This is a genomic window from Flagellimonas sp., assembly GCF_965222555.1.
In the GTDB taxonomy this organism is placed as follows: Bacteria; Bacteroidota; Bacteroidia; order Flavobacteriales; family Flavobacteriaceae; genus Flagellimonas.
The window spans coordinates 628,946-646,604 of sequence record NZ_CBDCUG010000004.1 but is presented as its reverse complement, the minus strand read 5'-3'; the positions used below and the strand labels follow the sequence as shown (position 1 = coordinate 646,604).

General features: G+C 39.3%; 11 protein-coding genes. 5 read left to right on the top strand and 6 right to left on the bottom strand.

The features are described from left to right. Window positions 1–130: 130 nt before the first annotated feature. The 3 genes from ACOQO1_RS07370 to ACOQO1_RS07360 all read left to right on the top strand — a co-directional run bounded on the left by ACOQO1_RS07370 (window position 131) and on the right by ACOQO1_RS07360 (window position 6,237). Window positions 131–1,981, top strand: coding sequence for a sigma 54-interacting transcriptional regulator (locus tag ACOQO1_RS07370; RefSeq protein ID WP_420602220.1), 1,851 nt, complete (start codon window positions 131–133; stop codon window positions 1,979–1,981). A gap of 174 nt (window positions 1,982–2,155) precedes the next feature. Beyond that, window positions 2,156–2,710, top strand: a complete 555-nt coding sequence (locus tag ACOQO1_RS07365) for an OsmC family protein (RefSeq protein ID WP_420602219.1) — start codon at window positions 2,156–2,158, stop codon at window positions 2,708–2,710. 68 nt (window positions 2,711–2,778) lie between these two features. Further along, a complete protein-coding gene (locus ACOQO1_RS07360; protein WP_420602218.1) occupies window positions 2,779–6,237 on the top strand; it encodes a 4Fe-4S binding protein in 3,459 nt (1,152 codons plus the stop codon). Here the strand turns inward: ACOQO1_RS07360 and ACOQO1_RS07355 are convergent, their stop codons facing one another. Next, on the bottom strand, window positions 6,238–9,633 hold the full coding sequence (locus tag ACOQO1_RS07355; RefSeq protein ID WP_420602217.1) for a response regulator: 3,396 nt from the start codon (window positions 9,631–9,633) through the stop codon (window positions 6,238–6,240). A 239-nt stretch (window positions 9,634–9,872) separates the two neighbouring features. Between ACOQO1_RS07355 and ACOQO1_RS07350 the strand changes: the two genes are divergently transcribed. Next, complete coding sequence (locus ACOQO1_RS07350; protein WP_420602216.1) at window positions 9,873–12,035, top strand: TonB-dependent receptor; 2,163 nt, start codon at window positions 9,873–9,875, stop codon at window positions 12,033–12,035. Between the two features lie 18 nt (window positions 12,036–12,053). Here the strand turns inward: ACOQO1_RS07350 and ACOQO1_RS07345 are convergent, their stop codons facing one another. Both ACOQO1_RS07345 and ACOQO1_RS07340 read right to left on the bottom strand, forming a co-directional pair. Then, window positions 12,054–12,476, bottom strand: a complete 423-nt coding sequence (locus ACOQO1_RS07345; RefSeq protein WP_420602215.1) for a DoxX family protein — start codon at window positions 12,474–12,476, stop codon at window positions 12,054–12,056. Between the two features lie 135 nt (window positions 12,477–12,611). Then, window positions 12,612–13,091 (bottom strand): GNAT family N-acetyltransferase, encoded by a 480-nt coding sequence (locus ACOQO1_RS07340; RefSeq protein WP_420602214.1) that lies wholly within the window; start codon window positions 13,089–13,091, stop codon window positions 12,612–12,614. 306 nt (window positions 13,092–13,397) lie between these two features. Here ACOQO1_RS07340 and ACOQO1_RS07335 point away from each other — a divergent pair, with 306 nt between their 5' ends. Continuing rightward, a complete protein-coding gene (locus tag ACOQO1_RS07335) occupies window positions 13,398–15,167 on the top strand; it encodes a type IX secretion system membrane protein PorP/SprF (protein ID WP_420602213.1) in 1,770 nt (589 codons plus the stop codon). On the opposite strand, the gene ACOQO1_RS07330 is transcribed toward ACOQO1_RS07335, so the two are convergent. From ACOQO1_RS07330 to ACOQO1_RS07320, 3 genes are all read right to left on the bottom strand, one after another. Further along, window positions 15,168–15,776 (bottom strand): FMN-binding negative transcriptional regulator, encoded by a 609-nt coding sequence (locus ACOQO1_RS07330; protein WP_420602212.1) that lies wholly within the window; start codon window positions 15,774–15,776, stop codon window positions 15,168–15,170. Between the two features lie 12 nt (window positions 15,777–15,788). After that, window positions 15,789–16,541, bottom strand: coding sequence for a DUF3179 domain-containing (seleno)protein (locus tag ACOQO1_RS07325; protein ID WP_420602211.1), 753 nt, complete (start codon window positions 16,539–16,541; stop codon window positions 15,789–15,791). Window positions 16,542–16,661: 120 nt separating this feature from the next. Further along, window positions 16,662–17,567: a DUF4382 domain-containing protein gene (locus ACOQO1_RS07320; protein WP_420602210.1), complete on the bottom strand. Its 906-nt coding sequence runs from the start codon at window positions 17,565–17,567 to the stop codon at window positions 16,662–16,664. Between the last annotated feature and the right edge of the window lie 92 nt (window positions 17,568–17,659).

Genomic DNA, 17,659 nt, shown 5'->3' with positions numbered 1-17,659 from the left:
ATTTATAGTAGATAGCTTAAAGAATAATTTTTTTTGGAACACGCTAAAAACATATCCTTCTTGTGAACGATATGCTGATTAGTTTTCAAATCTTTATATTTATTTACTGCTGAACCAGCAAAAGGTAACCATGGCCACAACCGAACTAAATCATCTTGTGGGTTTTCTGAAAAGAGTCCCTTTTTTTTCTGAAGTAGATAAAGCTTCTCTATTGCAATTGTGTAAGGAAGCACAAACGGAACGCTTTGAAAAGAATGAGTGCATTATTCAAAAGGGAGCTGCGGCTGATGGAATGTACGTTATATTGGATGGACAGGTCAAGGTTCATGACCAAAACCATTTATATAGTGTATTGTCCCCAACAGATTGCTTTGGCGAATATGCATTAATTGATGAAGAGCCGCGGTCAGCGTCGGTAACTGCTTTGAAAGATACGTCACTGCTTAAAATCAAACCCAAGAACTTTGTGAACCTTATCACAACCGATAGAGGCTTCACAAAGGGAGTCTTATCGGTTTTGATCAAACGACATCGGGAGTTGGACATTATCCAGGAAAGCTTGGCTGCCTCTAAAAAGGAAATCGAACTGTCTAATTCCAAAATGTTGGGCCTAATAGATGGTGCCATGGATGCCATCATCATGTTCGACAGCAATTTTAAAATTGTACTGGCCAATGCCTCTGCCCATTCCATTTTGGAAAATGAGGATGTGGTCAAGCGAAATGTGCTTTTCTTTTTGGATGAGAAAAGTAACAATATGCTGGAATCGTTGGTCAAATCGCATTTAAATGGACAAAACGATGGGATGAACACTTATCTTCCGTCAGAAGTAAAAGTGATTGGTTCCAACGAAACGGAAACCTTAAACGAAGGGACCATTAGTTCTTATGGCTCTGGAGATAAGATATTTTACACCCTGATTCTCAGAAATATTGATGATAAGATACTGGCAGAACGAAGAATAAATTCCCTAACAAACCAAACTGCATATCTACAGGAAGAAATAAAACAACTGACCAACGACTATGGGATAATTGCCCAAGATCGTACCATGGCCCAAGTGCTTGATTTGGTAGAACAGGTTGCAGTTACCGAAGCAACCGTTTTGATTCAAGGAGAGACGGGTACCGGAAAGGAATTGGTGGCCAGGGCAATTCATAACGCGAGTGACCGTAGTGAAAAACCACTGATACGAATCAATTGTGGGGCAATTCCAGCCAATTTGATTGAAAGTGAACTATTTGGCCATGAAAAAGGAGCATTTACCGGTGCAACAACAAGCCGCAAAGGAAGATTTCTGCTAGCTGATAAGGGGACTATATTTTTGGACGAAATAGGTGAACTCCCCTTGGATTTACAACCTAAACTTCTACGTATAATTCAGGAGGGTGAGTTTGACCCTGTTGGAAGTTCAGCAACTACTAAAGTAGATGTCAGGATTATAGCGGCCACCCATAGAGATTTATTGGAATTTTCCAAAACTGGAAAATTTAGGGAGGATTTATACTATAGGCTAAATGTGTTCCCAATAACTGTTCCTGCATTGAGAGATCGGGGAGATGATGTTTGCATTATAGCTGACAGAATGATAAAACAGTTCTCTAAAAAAATGAACAAGTACATTGAACCCTTATCCGCTGACCAAAAGAAATTGTTCAAGGAATATGCTTGGCCTGGTAACGTAAGGGAGTTGCAAAATCTAATTGAGCGAGCCATTATTGTTTCGAACAATGGCTTGGTGAATTGGCAAACTATAATTCCTCTGTCCAGGTCCGAAGAGTTGGCAGAGGATGGTATTGATTCAAATCGAATTCTCACCTCAAAGGAAATGGTACAACTGGAAAAAGAAAATATCCTCAAGGCGTTGAAGCGAACCCATTGGAAAATTTCTGGCGAAAATGGCGCTGCGGCACTTTTACAATTGCGCCCTACTACCTTAACTTCCAAAATAAAGGCACTGGGCATTGTACGTCCTGTATAATTCACGAGATTTCATAAATACACTCACGATATTTCGTTATTTTACGAAATATCGTTACTTTTAAATATACTGGATTTGAACATAATCAATTGATTTTTAATAAGTTATAATCTTTGGCATGCCAACTGCATTAGTAAAGGCAAATACAAAAAATAATCTTTAAAAATTAAAAAAATGATTACAACAGCAAACATTAAAAACGGAGTAAACGTAGATCAATTGGTAGAAACCATCAATCACGTTCAAGAAGAACCATCATTGGCAAAATTTGAGTTTAGAGCCAAAACAAACTGGATTGATGGCGGACATTGCGTAACCAGTATCAAAGATTGGTATGGTGTTGGTGCCGAGCATACGGAGAGAAGCAAAGACGCTTTCACTATGGAAGCTGATCATGTAGAACCTCTTTTAGGTAAAGATTTGGCACCTAACCCTGCAGAAACTGTATTGCACGCTTTGGGTTCTTGCCTTACAGGAGCTATGGTGTACCACGCTGCTGCCAATGGAATTGACATTGAGGGAATGGAATCTACCTTAGAAGGTGGATGTGATTTACACGGTTTCCTTGGATTGGATCCAGAGGTCAGAAAAGGTTTTAACGGAATCAAGGTGAAATTCAAAGTAAAATCCGATGCTTCCGAAGAGCAATTGAAAGCTTTGTCACAATTCTCACCAGTATTTGACATGCTTACTAATCCAACTCCTGTTTCCATCGAGTTTGAAAAGTAAAACTGAAATAGGCCGCCCGGATGGGCGGCTTATTCCTTCTACCCACCAATTTTCCATACCACCTTAAAATGAAAAATCAGCACTACATATTAAATGGTAATCAAGCAGCAGCCCATGTTGCATATAGAACCAATGAGGTCTGTGCCATTTATCCTATAACTCCCGCTTCTGAAATGTCTGAGCTGGTTGAGGAGTGGAGTGCTGAACAACAAGAAAATATTTTTAGCGGTGTCCCTGCAGTTTTTGAAATGCAAAGCGAGGCTGGTGTGGCCGGCGCTATGCACGGCGCACTACAAATAGGTTCATTGGCAACTACATTTACGGCTTCACAGGGTCTTTTGTTGATGATACCCAATATGTACAAGATTGCTGGTGAGCTAACTCCAAACGTAATCCATGTGGCTACTAGATCTGTTGCTACCCATGCCTTGTCCGTTTTTGGGGATCATAGTGATATCATGGCCGCACGAAACACTGGATATGCATTTTTGGGATCGTGTTCGGTTCAAGAAGCGATGGATATGGCTCTGATTTCACAAACCGCATCACTTGCCTCCAGAATCCCATTTGTCCATTTTTTTGATGGATTTAGAACTTCTCACGAATCAGCAAAAATTGAAATGATTCCCAACTCCGCCATAAAAGCCATGGTCGATAAAAAACTGATAAGTGCTCACAGAAACAGAGCTCTTAACCCTAACAACCCTGTCATCCGGGGAACTTCTCAAGGGCCGGATGTATTTTTTCAAAGTAGGGAAGCCACTAATTCTTATTATAATGCTTGTCCGGAAATTGTTCAGGCCCAAATGGACAAGTTTTATAAATTAACAGGAAGACAATATAGACTTTTTGATTATGTAGGTCATCCAGATGCAGAACAAGTAATTGTTGCCATGGCCTCTGCCACGGAAACTATAGAGGAAACCATTAAAAAATTGAACGCTAATGGTGAACGAATTGGGTTGATTAAGGTTCGATTATTTCGACCTTTCAGCACTGAGCATTTAATCAACAGCATCCCTTCAACCTGTAAAAGCATAGCCGTGTTGGATAGGACCAAAGAACCCGGAGCAACTGGAGAACCTCTTTATTTAGATGTGGCGCAATCCCTTGTTCAGGCTGCGGATAAATTTAAAAGACTTCCCAAAATTGTGGGTGGTCGCTATGGATTGAGTTCCAAGGAATTTACTCCTACAATGGTGAAAGCAGTTGTGGACAATTTGAAGTTGGAAACACCTAACAATGGTTTCACTGTTGGAATTCAGGATGATATCACTAATCTAAGTCTAATTTGTGATAGAACATTTCAAATCGAGGCTGATTATCAACAGGCATTGTTTTATGGGACAAAGACTGAACAAACGAACAACCTGTTTAATCACTATTTGAAGTTATTGGGAAAGGATTTCAACACGTATGTCCAAGGTTATATTGAATGCGACTACAAGAAGTCAAATTCAAGAAGTATAGCCCATTTGCGTACCGCTTCATCAACAATTAAAGCACCATATTTAATTACCAATGCGGATTTTGTGGCTTGCGAATCGATTTCTTTTTTTAAAGAAGATTCAGTGTTGGAGAACATAAAACCGGGTGGGAAAATTTTGGTGCAGTCCAAACTTGATTCAAAGGAGCTATGGAAAAAGCTATCCTGTGAAGAGCAAACGACCATGCAATCTAAAAAAATAGAATTGTATCTGATCAATCTTAACGAGTTGCCTGAACTTATACATATTGAAGAGTATTATATATCAATATTACAAGCAAGTCATTTGTCACTGACCAATAAATTTTTGAATCATCCCAACATTGCCCGTATAAATAAATCTATTCAAAAGGTTGATACTTCAACATTGTCAGCTGAGGAAGAAATGCTAATAGATGATGCTTTTTCAAAAACCTTGCTGGGACAGTTATTGGCCCAAAAAGGAAATGCGATTCCAGTAAGTGCTTTGCCTGAAGATGGAACTTTTGAAAGCAACACTTCTATATTCAACAAAAGGAAAGAAAACCAAGAACTCCCCATTTGGGATACTGATCTATGTACACAATGCGGTGCTTGTAGCATGGCGTGTCCACAAGGAGCTCTTCGTATAAAAGCATATGATGAGGACTATTTGACACAAGCACCCAGCCATTTCAAGTCCGTGGAATTTGTTGAAAATATAGATGGGTTTGATTTATTGAATTATACCGTTCAAGTAAACCCTGACCAATGCACTTCGTGCAATAACTGTGTGGATGCCTGCCCAGCTAAAGCACTTATTATGGCCAAAGACAAATTGGATGTCAAAAAAGAAAAAGAGAACTGGGAATATTTCAAAACCATTCCAGAGTTTGACAGAACTAAAATTGATACTACCAAAATAAGTCAACAACAGTTACAGGAACCACTTTTTAAATATGCCATGGGGGTAGATGGTTGCGGAGAAGCACCTTATCTAAAATTGGTGTCACAATTGTTTGGTGATCGTATGGTAGTAGCCAATGCAACTGGTGCAAGCTCTATTTTTGGTGGTGCTTTACCCACTACTCCTTGGTCTAAGAATCAAAAGGGGAGGGGACCAGCTTGGTCTAACTCATTGTTTGAGGATAATGCTGAATTTGGCCTGGGATTCAGATTATCCCTAGATCAACAGGAAAACCAGATTCGAAAGATGCTTAAAAAATGGAAAACTAATCTGGATTCAAGATTGGTTGAAGAAGTTTTGAATGCAAAACAAAATACTGAGGCCGAAATTGAAAACCAGCGAATTCGAGTTGAGCAATTGAAAGTTCAACTCAATGGTATATTGCATGAAGAAGTAAAATTTCTTAAGGAGAATATTGATAGCTTGGTCAAAAAAAGTGTTTGGATTGTTGGGGGAGACGGTTGGGCCTATGACATTGGATATGGAGGCTTGGACCATGTATTGGCTTCTGGGAAAAACGTGAACATTTTAGTACTGGATAATGAGGTATACTCCAATACTGGAGGACAAATGTCAAAAGCCACCCCTTTTGGTGCCTCTGCAAAGTTTGCAGCCAAAGGAAAACAAAAACAAAAGAAGGATTTAGGGCTTTTGGCCATGAACTATGATGATGTTTATGTGGCATCCGTAGCCATTGGAGCGAATCAAGAACAGACACTGAAAGCATTTATTGAAGCCGAAAAACATGATGGTCCATCGTTAATCATAGCGTATTGTCATAGCCCGGCGCATGGAATTGATATGAAAAGTCCATCACAGTATCATAAAGCCGCGGTAGCATCTGGGCAATGGTTACTTTATAGGAATAACCCGTTAAGGAAAGAACTGGGTTTAAATCCTCTGCAATTGGATTCTGAAACTCCTACCCTTCCCATTGATGAGTATTTTAGGATAGAAAAACGATTTGAAGTTCTTTTCGAGGAGGATATGGAAACCTTTGAGGCGATTATCGGAAAAGCACAGGCCTATATTGACCAAAGGTTTGCCAACTATAAGTTGCAAGAATCAATGAACAGATCAATTCTCCGTGAAGAGGTCTTTGAAAAAACAACTTAATTATTTTTCATGCATTACAGTCATGGACTGCCAGTTTTCGGGAGTCCCTTCTGACATGTACTTTTTTGTTTTGGAAACAAAATATTGCGTTACGGTATCTTTCGTATTTTTCACCAGAATCTTTTCAAACACGGCTAGTGCATCGGCAAAGTTTTGCTTAAAAAATAGCTTTACCCCATGTTCATAGTCGGTTTTTGCTTCCAATTTTAGGCTTATGCTCTCCACGCTATCACCATCTATGCATTCATATATGCCTATGGCTTTTTGTTTTCCTTTTACCTTGACTTTTCCTAAATATCTAAAATTGAACCCGCTGCTATCTGCCATGGCGGTTAAGGTATCTTCGCTAACAATAATATTGGCACCAAAATGTTTGGTCACACCTTCTACCCGTGAAGCACTGTTGACGGTATCTGCTATTACCGCAGGGTCATTTCTCTGTGCATCTCCAATAATGCCCATAATCAATTGCCCGGTATGTAACCCCATTCCAACAGAGATGGGAGCGTAACCTTTTTCCTTGACACGTCTTTTATTATAAAGGGCAAGCGTTCTTTGCATTTCGATGGCCGCATCCAATGCACCTTCAGGTTTGTGCGGAAATAAGGCCATGATACCATCTCCCAAATACTGGTTTACAAAACCATCATTTTCCTTTATTATGGGCCCCATTCGCCCTACGTAGGCATTAACGAATTTAAAATTTTGTTCAGGGGTCATGCTTTCAGCAAGGGTTGTGTAATCCCGAATATCAGAAAACAAAACAGTGACGTTCTTCTCTATATGGTCCCCGAGCTTTACATCTGTAATGGATTGTTTTCCCACTGATTGCACAAATTCCGAGGGGACAAATCTGGAAGTGGCCCTGTGAATGGTATTTAGGTTGATATGTGTTTTGATCCTACTAAGCAGCTCATTTTTTGAAATGGGTTTGGTTAAATAATCGTTGGCCCCCGCATTGAATCCAACTACGAGCTCGTTAATGGTATTTTTTGCCGTCAACAGAATTATAGGAAGGTCACTTGCAATATATCGTTCCCTTATTTTTTCACAGACTTCATAACCGGAAATTCCGGGCATCATAACATCCAGAAGGACAAGATTGTATGAATGGCCATCGTTCAATTCCTCCAAGGCTTCCTTGCCCGAGCTAACTTCGGTGATTTCGTAGCCTGCAATGGTCAAATGATTTTCAAGCACTCTTCTATTCACAGGTTCATCATCAACAATCAAGATCTTGGGAACTTCATGACCCAATGTCTTTTTTGCTCCAGGTAGAGGTAACTTTCCTTGATGTGTTGAAATGGACTGAACAAAATCTGTTGAGCTAAGCCCGTTAGATTTATAATCTTTGCGATCCGTTGTGCTCAAGGGCAATGTAAAAGTGAAAATAGAACCTCTACCTTCCTCGGAGGAGACCTCTATGATACCACCATGTAACTCGATCAGTTGTTTGGTCACGGAAAGTCCCAAACCTGTGCCTCCGTATTCTCGCTGTGTAGATCCATCAGCCTGCTCAAAAGAGTTAAAGATGGTTTTCAATTTGTTCGATGGAATGCCAATGCCAGTATCCGTTATGGAGATGCTGAGCATATCATTTTTGACTTCGGAAAGTAGGGTAACATAGCCCTTTTGGGTAAATTTTATCGCATTGCCAACCAAGTTATGCATGATTTGCTGCAACCTATTTTCATCAGCATCTACTAAGGGCGCATCTTTGGGAATTGAGTTGATGAGCTTCAATTTTTTGTCCTGCACCAAAGGATGGGACAACCGAAGCACGATGGTAGACAATGCATGGATGTCTACAGGGCGCATGGCCAACTCAATATCTTTATTCTTCAATTTTGAAAAATCAAGAATATCGTTTACCAAGTGTGAAAGGCGCTTGCCACTGTTGGCTATCATATCCAGGTTCTCCATGGCGGCCTTGGGAAGTTTTCCCGCTATCCCATCTTTAAGTGATTCTGTTAAACCAATAATACCAACCAATGGAGTCCGCAATTCGTGGGAGGTGTTTGCTAAGAATTCATCTTTGAGTTTGTCTATTTTTTGAAGCTCCAATACACGTTGTTTTTCAATCTCCGTTCGTTTTCGCTCCTCAATGATTAACCTTTTCTTTTCTTCGTCAGCTTGTCTTACCCGTTGGTTATGTTTGTATCTGTTAAAGGCGAAATAGACAAATAGTAGGATAACGAGAGCAGCTCCAATGATAATGTTCCTTAACGTAGTTTGTCGCTCAAGTCTAAGCCCGGTAATTTCAGCATCTTTTTCAAGAGCGGCAATGGCATTTTGCTTTTTTTCGGTTTCAAATCTCACCTGAAGTTCCTCGACCTGTTTGGACTTGGACTCAGTGAAAAGACTATCCTTTACGGCAATAAACTTATTTTTAAAGGCCAGTGATTTTTTATAATCATTCGTTTCTTCATAAAGTTTGGAGAGTACGTCATAATTTTCCTTTAGCACGGCCTTGGCTCCAATTTCTTCGGCTATTTCAATGGCATTGTTCAAACTTGTTTCAGCGCTTGAATATCGTTTCAACTTAAGGTTGATAACCCCGATTTGGGAATGACTCATGGCCAGTTCACGTTGTAGACCAAGTTTTTCACGTAAAACAAGGGCTTGATTATGGTATTCCAGTGCATCAGTGAACTTTTCTTGAAAACCATATACTTTGCCAAGTGCTTCATAGTCATAAGCCATACCCCAATCACTTTGGGTTTCTTGATCAAGTTCCAAAGCCCTGTTCAAATATTCCAAAGCCCGGTCATATTGTTCCATTTGCATATAGGTGTCCCCAATGTTGAATAGACAATTTGCCATTTCGGTTTTATCGCCAATTGTTGTAAAGAGGTTGAGCGCGCGAGTATAAGAATCCATGGCGTCCAATTTTTTGCCCGTGTTTTTTAGGATTTCACCCATCGCATTCAAGGTGGTGGCAATACTGAATGGATCGTCCAATTCCTCATAAATTTTTAAGATGGAATAATAGATTTCCAGACTTTTGTCAAAATCCCCCATATCATCATGAATAACGGCTTTTTGATACAAACCATTTGCCATGGAAAAAGGTTCCTGTTTGGTTTTATAAAAATCCAGATACTTGTCTATAAAACCCAACGCCTCTGTATAGTTGCCTTTTTGTCTTTCCAGCACTGCGTATTGATAGTTGGCAAGCGATACGCCCCAAGGAATTTTTGCATTCTCACTGATGGAATAAAAACTATCAATGTGTTTTTTAGCTAGTTCGGCATTGCTTCTATGGTTGAGATACTGCCAAGAGATATCTTTTAGAATTTTTACTCTGGCCGAATCGGTTTGGGCATTTGGATAGATTTCCTGTAAACTGTCAATAATTGCGTTTTGCGCCTTTACCGAAATAACGGAAAAGCACATAAAGAGAATTATGTGGATTGAGGTTTTTATAATGTTGGTTTAAAGTGGTTGACTAACAGTTACTTAAATGTAAGGCTTAAAGTGTAAAGCACAAAATGGGGTGCCAGATTTCCCAAATGGAGGTTCTTGTCCCTTGTGCTCCTTTTCCCGTTCATCATTAAAATTCTACAGTTGGGTGTTTCTGATTGGTATGCGCAAAACTCATGGAGCATTTTTGCGACATCAAACAACGAACAGTTATGAAAAACCAGATGCTACTATTTTTTACATTATTAAATGCCGGGGTACTTTTTTGCCAAACTACAATATCGGGTACGGTCACAGATGTAAAAAATAATCCAATAGTTGGTGCAAACGTGTATTTGGAAGGTACCTATGATGGGGCTTCTTCAACGGAGAACGGTCAATTCAGTTTTGAGACGACAGAAAAAGGTACCCAAACCTTGATAGTATCTATGTTGTCCTTTGACACACACTACGAAGTAGGGGATGTTTCATATTTCAAAAACCTCCAAATAAAACTGGTGGAATCCATTAATTCTTTGACAGGAGTTACTTTGACGGCGGGTACTTTTGAAGCCGGTGATAACTCTAAGGTCTCGGTATTAAAGCCTTTGGACATAGTGACTACGGCTGGGGCAGCCGGTGATTTTGTCGCGGCTTTGCAAACCCTGCCGGGCACAACAACAGTCAACGAAGATGGTAGGCTTTTTGTCCGGGGTGGGTCTGCAGAAGAGACACAGGTGTTTATTGATGGCCTTAGAGTCTTTCAGCCTTTTAACGCAACGGCAAATAATATGCCCACACGCGGACGATTTTCACCATTTCTGTTTAAAGGAATTACTTTTAGTACCGGAGGTTATTCGGCAGAATATGGTCAAGCCTTATCAAGTGTCTTGCTATTGAATACCACAGATGTCCCTGATCAGGAGAAAACTGATATTTCCGTGATGTCAGTAGGAGGAGGATTGGGCCATACAAAGATTTGGGGAGATCAATCGCTGAGCATAAACACTTCCTATATCAACCTTTCTCCTTATGAAGCATTGATTCCCTCCAATCAGGGTGTTCGTTGGAACAGCCCCTATGAATCCATTGCAGGGGAGGCAGTATTCAGAAACAAAGGCGAAAAAAGTATGTTCAAGCTATATACCGGATTCAATCATGCCAATTTGGATATAGATCAAGAAGATATCAATTTTGATGATTATATCAGATTTAAATTAAAGAACAACAACCTCTATTTTAATTCATCTTACAAATACTTTTTTGAAAACGATTGGAGTCTGACATCTGGAGCAGCTATTTCTTGGGATTCCAACAACATTGGTTTGATGGATGACAAAGTTGAAAATAAAGAGACCGCTTCGCACATTAAGCTAAAGTTGAAAAAGAGTTTTAGCAATAGATTCAATTTAACCTTTGGTTCGGAACTGTTTAATACTAACTACAAAGAGACTTATACAGCAAATGATGGTTTCACTTTTGACAGCAATTTTGATGATCAACTATGGGCAGGTTTCATGGAAACGGATATTTTCTTGAGCAATCAATTTGCAATGAAACTTGGGGTTAGGGGAGAACACAGTTCTTTGATAAAAGATGTTACCGTTTCACCAAGAATATCTTTAGCGTATAAACCAGGGGATAATGGTCAATTTTCGTTGGCCTATGGGGATTTCTATCAGAATCCGTTGGCCGATGTATCCAAATTTGGTGAACCACTTTCATCGGAGAAAACTTCTCATTACATTTTAAACTACCAGTATGTTGGTGATGGAAAGACTTTTAGAGCGGAAGGCTACTACAAGGATTATGACAACCTGGTAAAATATGATACAGAGCAACCACAGTTTAATTCCAATTTCACTAATCTAGGGAGTGGGTATGCCGCGGGTGTTGATGTTTTCTGGAGAGATAACAAGACTATTGACAACCTGGATTATTGGATTTCTTATTCGTATTTGGATACAGAACGCGACTATCAGAATTTCAGGGAAAGAGCCACACCCAATTTTGCTCCTAAGCACAATTTCTCGTTGGTGACCAAGTATTGGGTGGATAAACTACGTTCGCAGGTAGGACTTTCCTATTCCTATGGATCGGGAAGGCCTTATGATAATCCCAATACATCTGAATTTTTAGCAGAGAAAACCAAACCTTACAATAACCTTAGTGTCAATTGGGCCTATTTGATTGATCAACAAAAAATTCTATACTTTTCGGTAAGTAACATCTTGAGCTTTAATAATGTAAGTGACTATCAGTATGCAAATACTCCAAAAGGAAGCGGAGTATACAATAGAAGAGCCATAACCCCTCCGGCCGATAGTTTTTTCTTTGTTGGTTTCTTTTGGACAATCAGCACAGATGGTAAAAGCAATCAGTTGGATAACTTATAATTCCGACGTCTATTTAATCTACTGTTGCATTTTTAAATAATAATCAGCTGAGTGCTTCCCAGACCCGTAGACAAAGAAAAAGATGCAGGCCAATAAGGTAATTGTTGCCAAAATAAGGTTTGTGGAATTCATTTCACCTAAAAAGTTGGTCAATACCGCTCCTATTAATATCGGCAATTGGGCCGCCGCAGCCCACCGAGTTAATAGACCAAATACAATTAAAAAACCACCAACAAAATGGGCAGGAGCAATGTAGTGCAGTAAAATCATCCCTCCGGGCATTTCTTGAAAAGGCCTTACCATGGCAGCCATTTGTTCATGGTTGGTCATAAATTCCACTCCCTTGTAAAAAAGAAAAACTCCAAGGGCAATACGGACCAAATCCAAAGGATAATACGTATGGGCATTGGCCCATTTGTTCAAACTCTTTACTGTTCCCATGACATAGAATTTTTGAAATGAATTCTATAATATACTCATTTTTAATGAGATATGGAAATCCTAAAACAGGAGGGTAGAAGTATGGTTTTGGTAGGGAATTATTGGAATTTTTGTGATATAAAAGCAAGGTATTCCTTAAGAATCTGTCAAATCCAATTCCATTTGAATATCACTTCGTTCATAGGGAGAGGAGGCTCCCTTGATTTCTTTAAAACCTAGTTTTTTGTATAAATTGATAGCAGGACCTAAAACTCTATTGCTTTCTAAATACAGTCTTTGTGCACCAAATGATTTAGCCTTTTCAATGATATGTTGCCCCAAGAGCTTTCCAATGCCCTTGCCTTGTACAACAGGTGACACCCCCATTTTGGCAAGCTCAAAATCAAAACCCAAATGATTACTTTTAATCAAAGCGCAGACACCAACAGCTTGCCCATCAAGCAGAGCAACAGCTATATACCCTCCCTTATCCAAAATGTATTCCTTTGGATTGTTCAAGGAAATTCTGTCCATCTCCTCGATCTTAAAATATTTGACAATCCATTCCTCATTCAATATGCGGAAGGCTTCAAAGTATTTCTCGGTACAAGGAACTATTTGTATGGATTCATTCATAGTTGTAAAGAACAAGATAAAGAGCCATAAAAATAATGTGAAATTACAAAGGAAAGGCAGACAATTGGAAACACCTCAAAATCAATTGTATAAGAAAATGGAAAGATTACCGTTACATATGAACGCATGTCATCAAATAACCATGTAGTTCAACGATTAAATTGGTTTTTTGTCGACAAAAAGGTTATAATTACATTATAGTTAATAATAAAACTCTTACAAGTATCCCAAATCTTGCAATGAGACCAAACAAAAAATACATACCTGTTTCCCTCGGGTCTATTAACCTACTAACATCATTTGGCTATGGACGTAAAAATACCCCTGTTTTACAAACATATTGTTCCTCAATACCATAAACTGGCACTTTTTCTTGTCGTTCCACTTTTGTTGGGCAGTGAAATTATTGCTCAGGAAAGCAATCCCTATGTAAGTTATGATGTGCCTTTTCAGAATTTATTGAAGTTTAATCGTTTTTTGATTAATCCAACTTTCTCTGCGGTTCGGGAGGATAAATCTTATGTGAACCTTTTCCATAGAAGTCAAGGTTCCAATTTAACTGACAATAATCAAAATTATTTTTTGAGCTATAGCGGTCGTGTTAACGAGCGTATTGGCTTGGGATTAAGTCTGTATAATCAACAGGAAGGCGTAATTTCCAATCTTGGGGTTATGGCAAACTACTCCCATGGAATTCAATTGGGAGCAAAGAGCAATCTTAGTTTTGGAGTGAACATCCCGTATTATGTGAGCAGTTTTGATCCTGATAGAGCGGTAACTTTGGAAGATGACCCACTGTTGAATGATGCTACGCAAAATTCAATTATATCTTTTCAACCGGGATTAAACTTGTCTCTAGGTAAGTTTGATTTTGGTGTATTTGCCCAAAACTTAGTGGACTACAATATGAAATCTGGAAAGTCATTGACGGATTTTAACCAAAAGACTTTTTCTGGACATATTCAGTTTGCCCATGAGTTTAAAAATGGAGCAGGAATTTTTGAAGATGGGCGCTTGCTGCCTTTGGCACGAGCCCGATTTGAAGGTGCTCAGGATCCTATCTTTGGAGGAGGATTAATTCTAGATTTGCCAAAACTTGGATGGATCCAAGGAGGCTATGATCAATTTTATGGAGCTTCTGCCGGTACAGGCTTCAATTTGAATAGAAGGCTGTCCTTTGGATATAACTTTGAGAAAAACCTCAACAGAAATTTTGTTGACTTAGGGGTTACCCATGAAATTTCCATAGCTTTCTCATTTGTTCCTACTCTCTCCAGAAATACATTGGCATCAAATGAAGACGGTTCCACCCAAAAACCAATTGAAGGGACCTTTGTAGCCGATATTAAAGACCATAAAAAGAAGAAAAAGAGCAAACTTGATACGGAAACAATGTTGCGCCCAACAAACAAGGAAGATCTTGCTTTTTGGGAAGAACAAGTCAAGCTACTGAAAGAGCAACAGGATGATAATTATGCCGTAATCAACGAGTTGATCTTTAAGATGGATTCCTTGGAGCAAAATAGACAGCGCGATTTGGAAAAACGTTTTGAAATGGTAATGCGTTTGGTCAAGCGTCAAACCGATAATAAAAGACCAGATATTGAAGAGAATGCGCAAAAACTGTACTTGGCAAAAAACTCTGATTTGGATTCAGTGGCCGAAGCTTTGGAGGTCACCGCTTTGGCTGATAACACAAATGCAAAACAACAGCCAAAAGAAACAACCAAGAAAGGTGCATTTACAGGAGGAGCTTATAAGCCCATTGAAAAGTTCATTAACCTGGATGGAGTAGGCAAGGGGCATTACATTGTGGCCAACGTGTTTAAAAATGAGCGCTACCTTAAGAGCTTCATGGCAGATTTGAAGAAAAAAGGACTAAAAGCCGATTATTTTAAGAACCCTGATAATGGCCTAAATTATGTGTACTTGGCAAAGTATCAACAAAATGAAGATGCTTATGCAGCTTACCGTTCACAAATGAAGGGAGCGTACAAAGATGAAATCTGGATTATGCACGTGGATAACCCACGCTATTCTGGGTGGGCGGACACCAAATTTCAGGATAACGAATAACTATTCTTGAGATTCGATATGTTGGGCTATAGCTTTGCTATGGTCACCTGGACATTGTAAAAGTTCAGAAACAATTTTGGGATGGTCCTGTGGTCGGGTCTGTGAAAGTTTGTAGGCAGCTTGAATATCAGTAATCTCAATTTTAAACCCAACGATGCCTTTTACTTGTCGCAATGTTTTTGGCGACATATCATGCAGCGATACCGGGTTTTTGGAACCTTCTTCGTATTTGTCCACTAACCTGTGCAAGGATGTCATGGTTTCTTCATCATCCAAAACCATTAATTTACCATAAACATGTACGGCAATGTAATCCCAGGTGGGCACCTCTTCTTCTTGGTACCAAGAAGAAGAAATATAAGCGTGGGGACCATTAAAAATGCATAAAACTTCATTTGCTTCTTCAAAAGTCTTCCACTGTGGATTGGCTTTGGAAATATGCCCTTCAAGAATATCCCTTCCCTGAGGGTCAGATTCCAGTTCCAGGGGAATATGGGTGGCCCATGGTTTTCCATCAACCTGATTGACCAAAATACCAAAGCTGTTTTCTTTGATAAAGGCTTTTACTTCGTCAATATTTTCGTTCCGGTAATTCTGAGGTATATACAATCCTAAAAAGATTCAGTTGCTATATTTTTTTACAATATCAGACACGTCACCGTATCTTTTCCATGTATTGGGACGTTCGTAGTCCAAACCTGATTTCATGACTTGTGCATTTGGATAATTCTCTTTTATGTATCCCCAAGTAGTATCTTCCCAATAGGCACCTTCCAGTTTTTGGAGCTTCACATTTTTAAGCGATCCGGACACTGCTTTATCTATCAATGGCCACCATAAGCTTTCCGTTTCCCTGTCCCATAAAATAAAACCATCCAGTCCATCCCAAACTTTGGAATCAAAATACGTATAGCCGCTCACAGCGAAAGTAAAAACCTTATCGGCATATGTTCTTTTGTAAACTGCTCCTAAATCGGCCAAAATGCAATAGGCCGCAAAGATAGGTTCACCATCCAACATATCGTTGACCACTTCGTGTCGGGTTAAATCAGCTACGGAATAAACTTTGATATCGCCTCCCTTTTTTGCCAATAGGAAACGACTTTCAGGTGTCCAGTTTTCATCTGCTTCTTGTACGGATTGAAATTCAGGTTCTAAAAGTGCAGGGAACCGCTCGCGACCAATGCCATAATGAAACTGTGCGGGCTCCAGATCAAGATTGTTTATTACAAAATGTTGGGCTCCCTTTTCTCCACCATAAAGCATTTTGGCTCCATCTTTTTCAAAGAATTTACCATTTTCCAAGGCACTGGGTCTTTGGGAAAATGTCAGAAGACAACAGAGCATAAATATGAGGGATAATTTAGCTTTCATCTTTTTGTTTAAAGATAAACAGTTTTGGGATTGTCAATGGGCTTTTCAATGGAAATTGTACAAAAAGAAAAAGCGGGAATGCAATCCCGCTTATTTTTTTAAAGTACTGCCTTAGATTTTCTATTCCACCACTTCTTTTTCAAGTTGAAAGTCCTGAACCGTTTTATTGGCAGCAGTGATTTGAACCTCTAAGGTGTCGCTTTTTACATATCCATCCAATTCAGCAAAAACATTATAGGTGCCTGCTTCCAGTCCCATGATGGTATAATTGCCATCGGCATCGCTAAATCCAGAAGTATTCAAGGTATCGGCAGCCAATACCGAAATTTGTGCCCCTTCCAAGGCCACCTGCATTTCATCTTCCAATGTACTTACGTTTCCGGTTAAACTTCCTGCAGTGGAAAGATTACTTACTTTAATTACCGGCTTAAAATTAAACCCATGAATACCATCAACCGTGTTGGTATTGCCCTTAGCAACAAAAGAACGGCTTACATCAAAATCCAACAGAAGGTCCGCGGATAATCCCCCAGCTACGGTAATACCTGGTTTGATAAAAACTTTAATACCCGTTTGTTCACCACTGGGTACTTTTAAATCAAAAGTGCGCCCATCTGTCAAAACAACATTGACACCCTTTACATATACTCTAATGAGGTCATAGGTGCCAACTGGAACCTCAAGATCAGCCAATTGCTCCGTTACACCATTTGTAAGCTCCAAAAGATTCACATCCATTTCTTCCTCCATTAGAACGATGAAAGGAGAATTGTCATCAGAATCCATATCGTCTTCGGAAGAATCATCCTCAGCATTTTCATCCATTTCATCATCAACTTTTCTTGCTTCCACTTTAAATATGGTAACATTTGCTTCCGCTACCATATCAAATGGAAAAGGAGCATCGGTGAGTTGAAGGGTAAGTTTACCTGTTTTTGAATTGGAATCTGAGTTATTGTCTTCGGAACAGTTTAAAAATGTAAGTGCCATGGCCAGAATAAGGCCAAAAAAGAATTTAATTTTCATAGTTGAGGCTTTTTTAAGGGATTGTAGAACCCTGATATTAATGTTTAGTGTTTCCCAAATATGCGAACATCACATTATTTAGAAGCTCAATT

What these genes read in the sequence shown, in the direction of transcription:
- ACOQO1_RS07355 (WP_420602217.1), bottom strand. Translation starts at nt 9,633, where the DNA reads ATGTGCTTTTCCGTTATTTCGGTAAAGGCGCAAAACGCAATTATTGAC.
- ACOQO1_RS07350 (WP_420602216.1), top strand. Translation starts at nt 9,873, where the DNA reads ATGAAAAACCAGATGCTACTATTTTTTACATTATTAAATGCCGGGGTA.
- ACOQO1_RS07325 (WP_420602211.1), bottom strand. Translation starts at nt 16,541, where the DNA reads ATGAAAGCTAAATTATCCCTCATATTTATGCTCTGTTGTCTTCTGACA.
- ACOQO1_RS07370 (WP_420602220.1), top strand. Translation starts at nt 131, where the DNA reads ATGGCCACAACCGAACTAAATCATCTTGTGGGTTTTCTGAAAAGAGTC.
- ACOQO1_RS07360 (WP_420602218.1), top strand. Translation starts at nt 2,779, where the DNA reads ATGAAAAATCAGCACTACATATTAAATGGTAATCAAGCAGCAGCCCAT.
- ACOQO1_RS07365 (WP_420602219.1), top strand. Translation starts at nt 2,156, where the DNA reads ATGATTACAACAGCAAACATTAAAAACGGAGTAAACGTAGATCAATTG.
- ACOQO1_RS07340 (WP_420602214.1), bottom strand. Translation starts at nt 13,091, where the DNA reads ATGAATGAATCCATACAAATAGTTCCTTGTACCGAGAAATACTTTGAA.
- ACOQO1_RS07345 (WP_420602215.1), bottom strand. Translation starts at nt 12,476, where the DNA reads ATGGGAACAGTAAAGAGTTTGAACAAATGGGCCAATGCCCATACGTAT.
- ACOQO1_RS07320 (WP_420602210.1), bottom strand. Translation starts at nt 17,567, where the DNA reads ATGAAAATTAAATTCTTTTTTGGCCTTATTCTGGCCATGGCACTTACA.
- ACOQO1_RS07335 (WP_420602213.1), top strand. Translation starts at nt 13,398, where the DNA reads ATGGACGTAAAAATACCCCTGTTTTACAAACATATTGTTCCTCAATAC.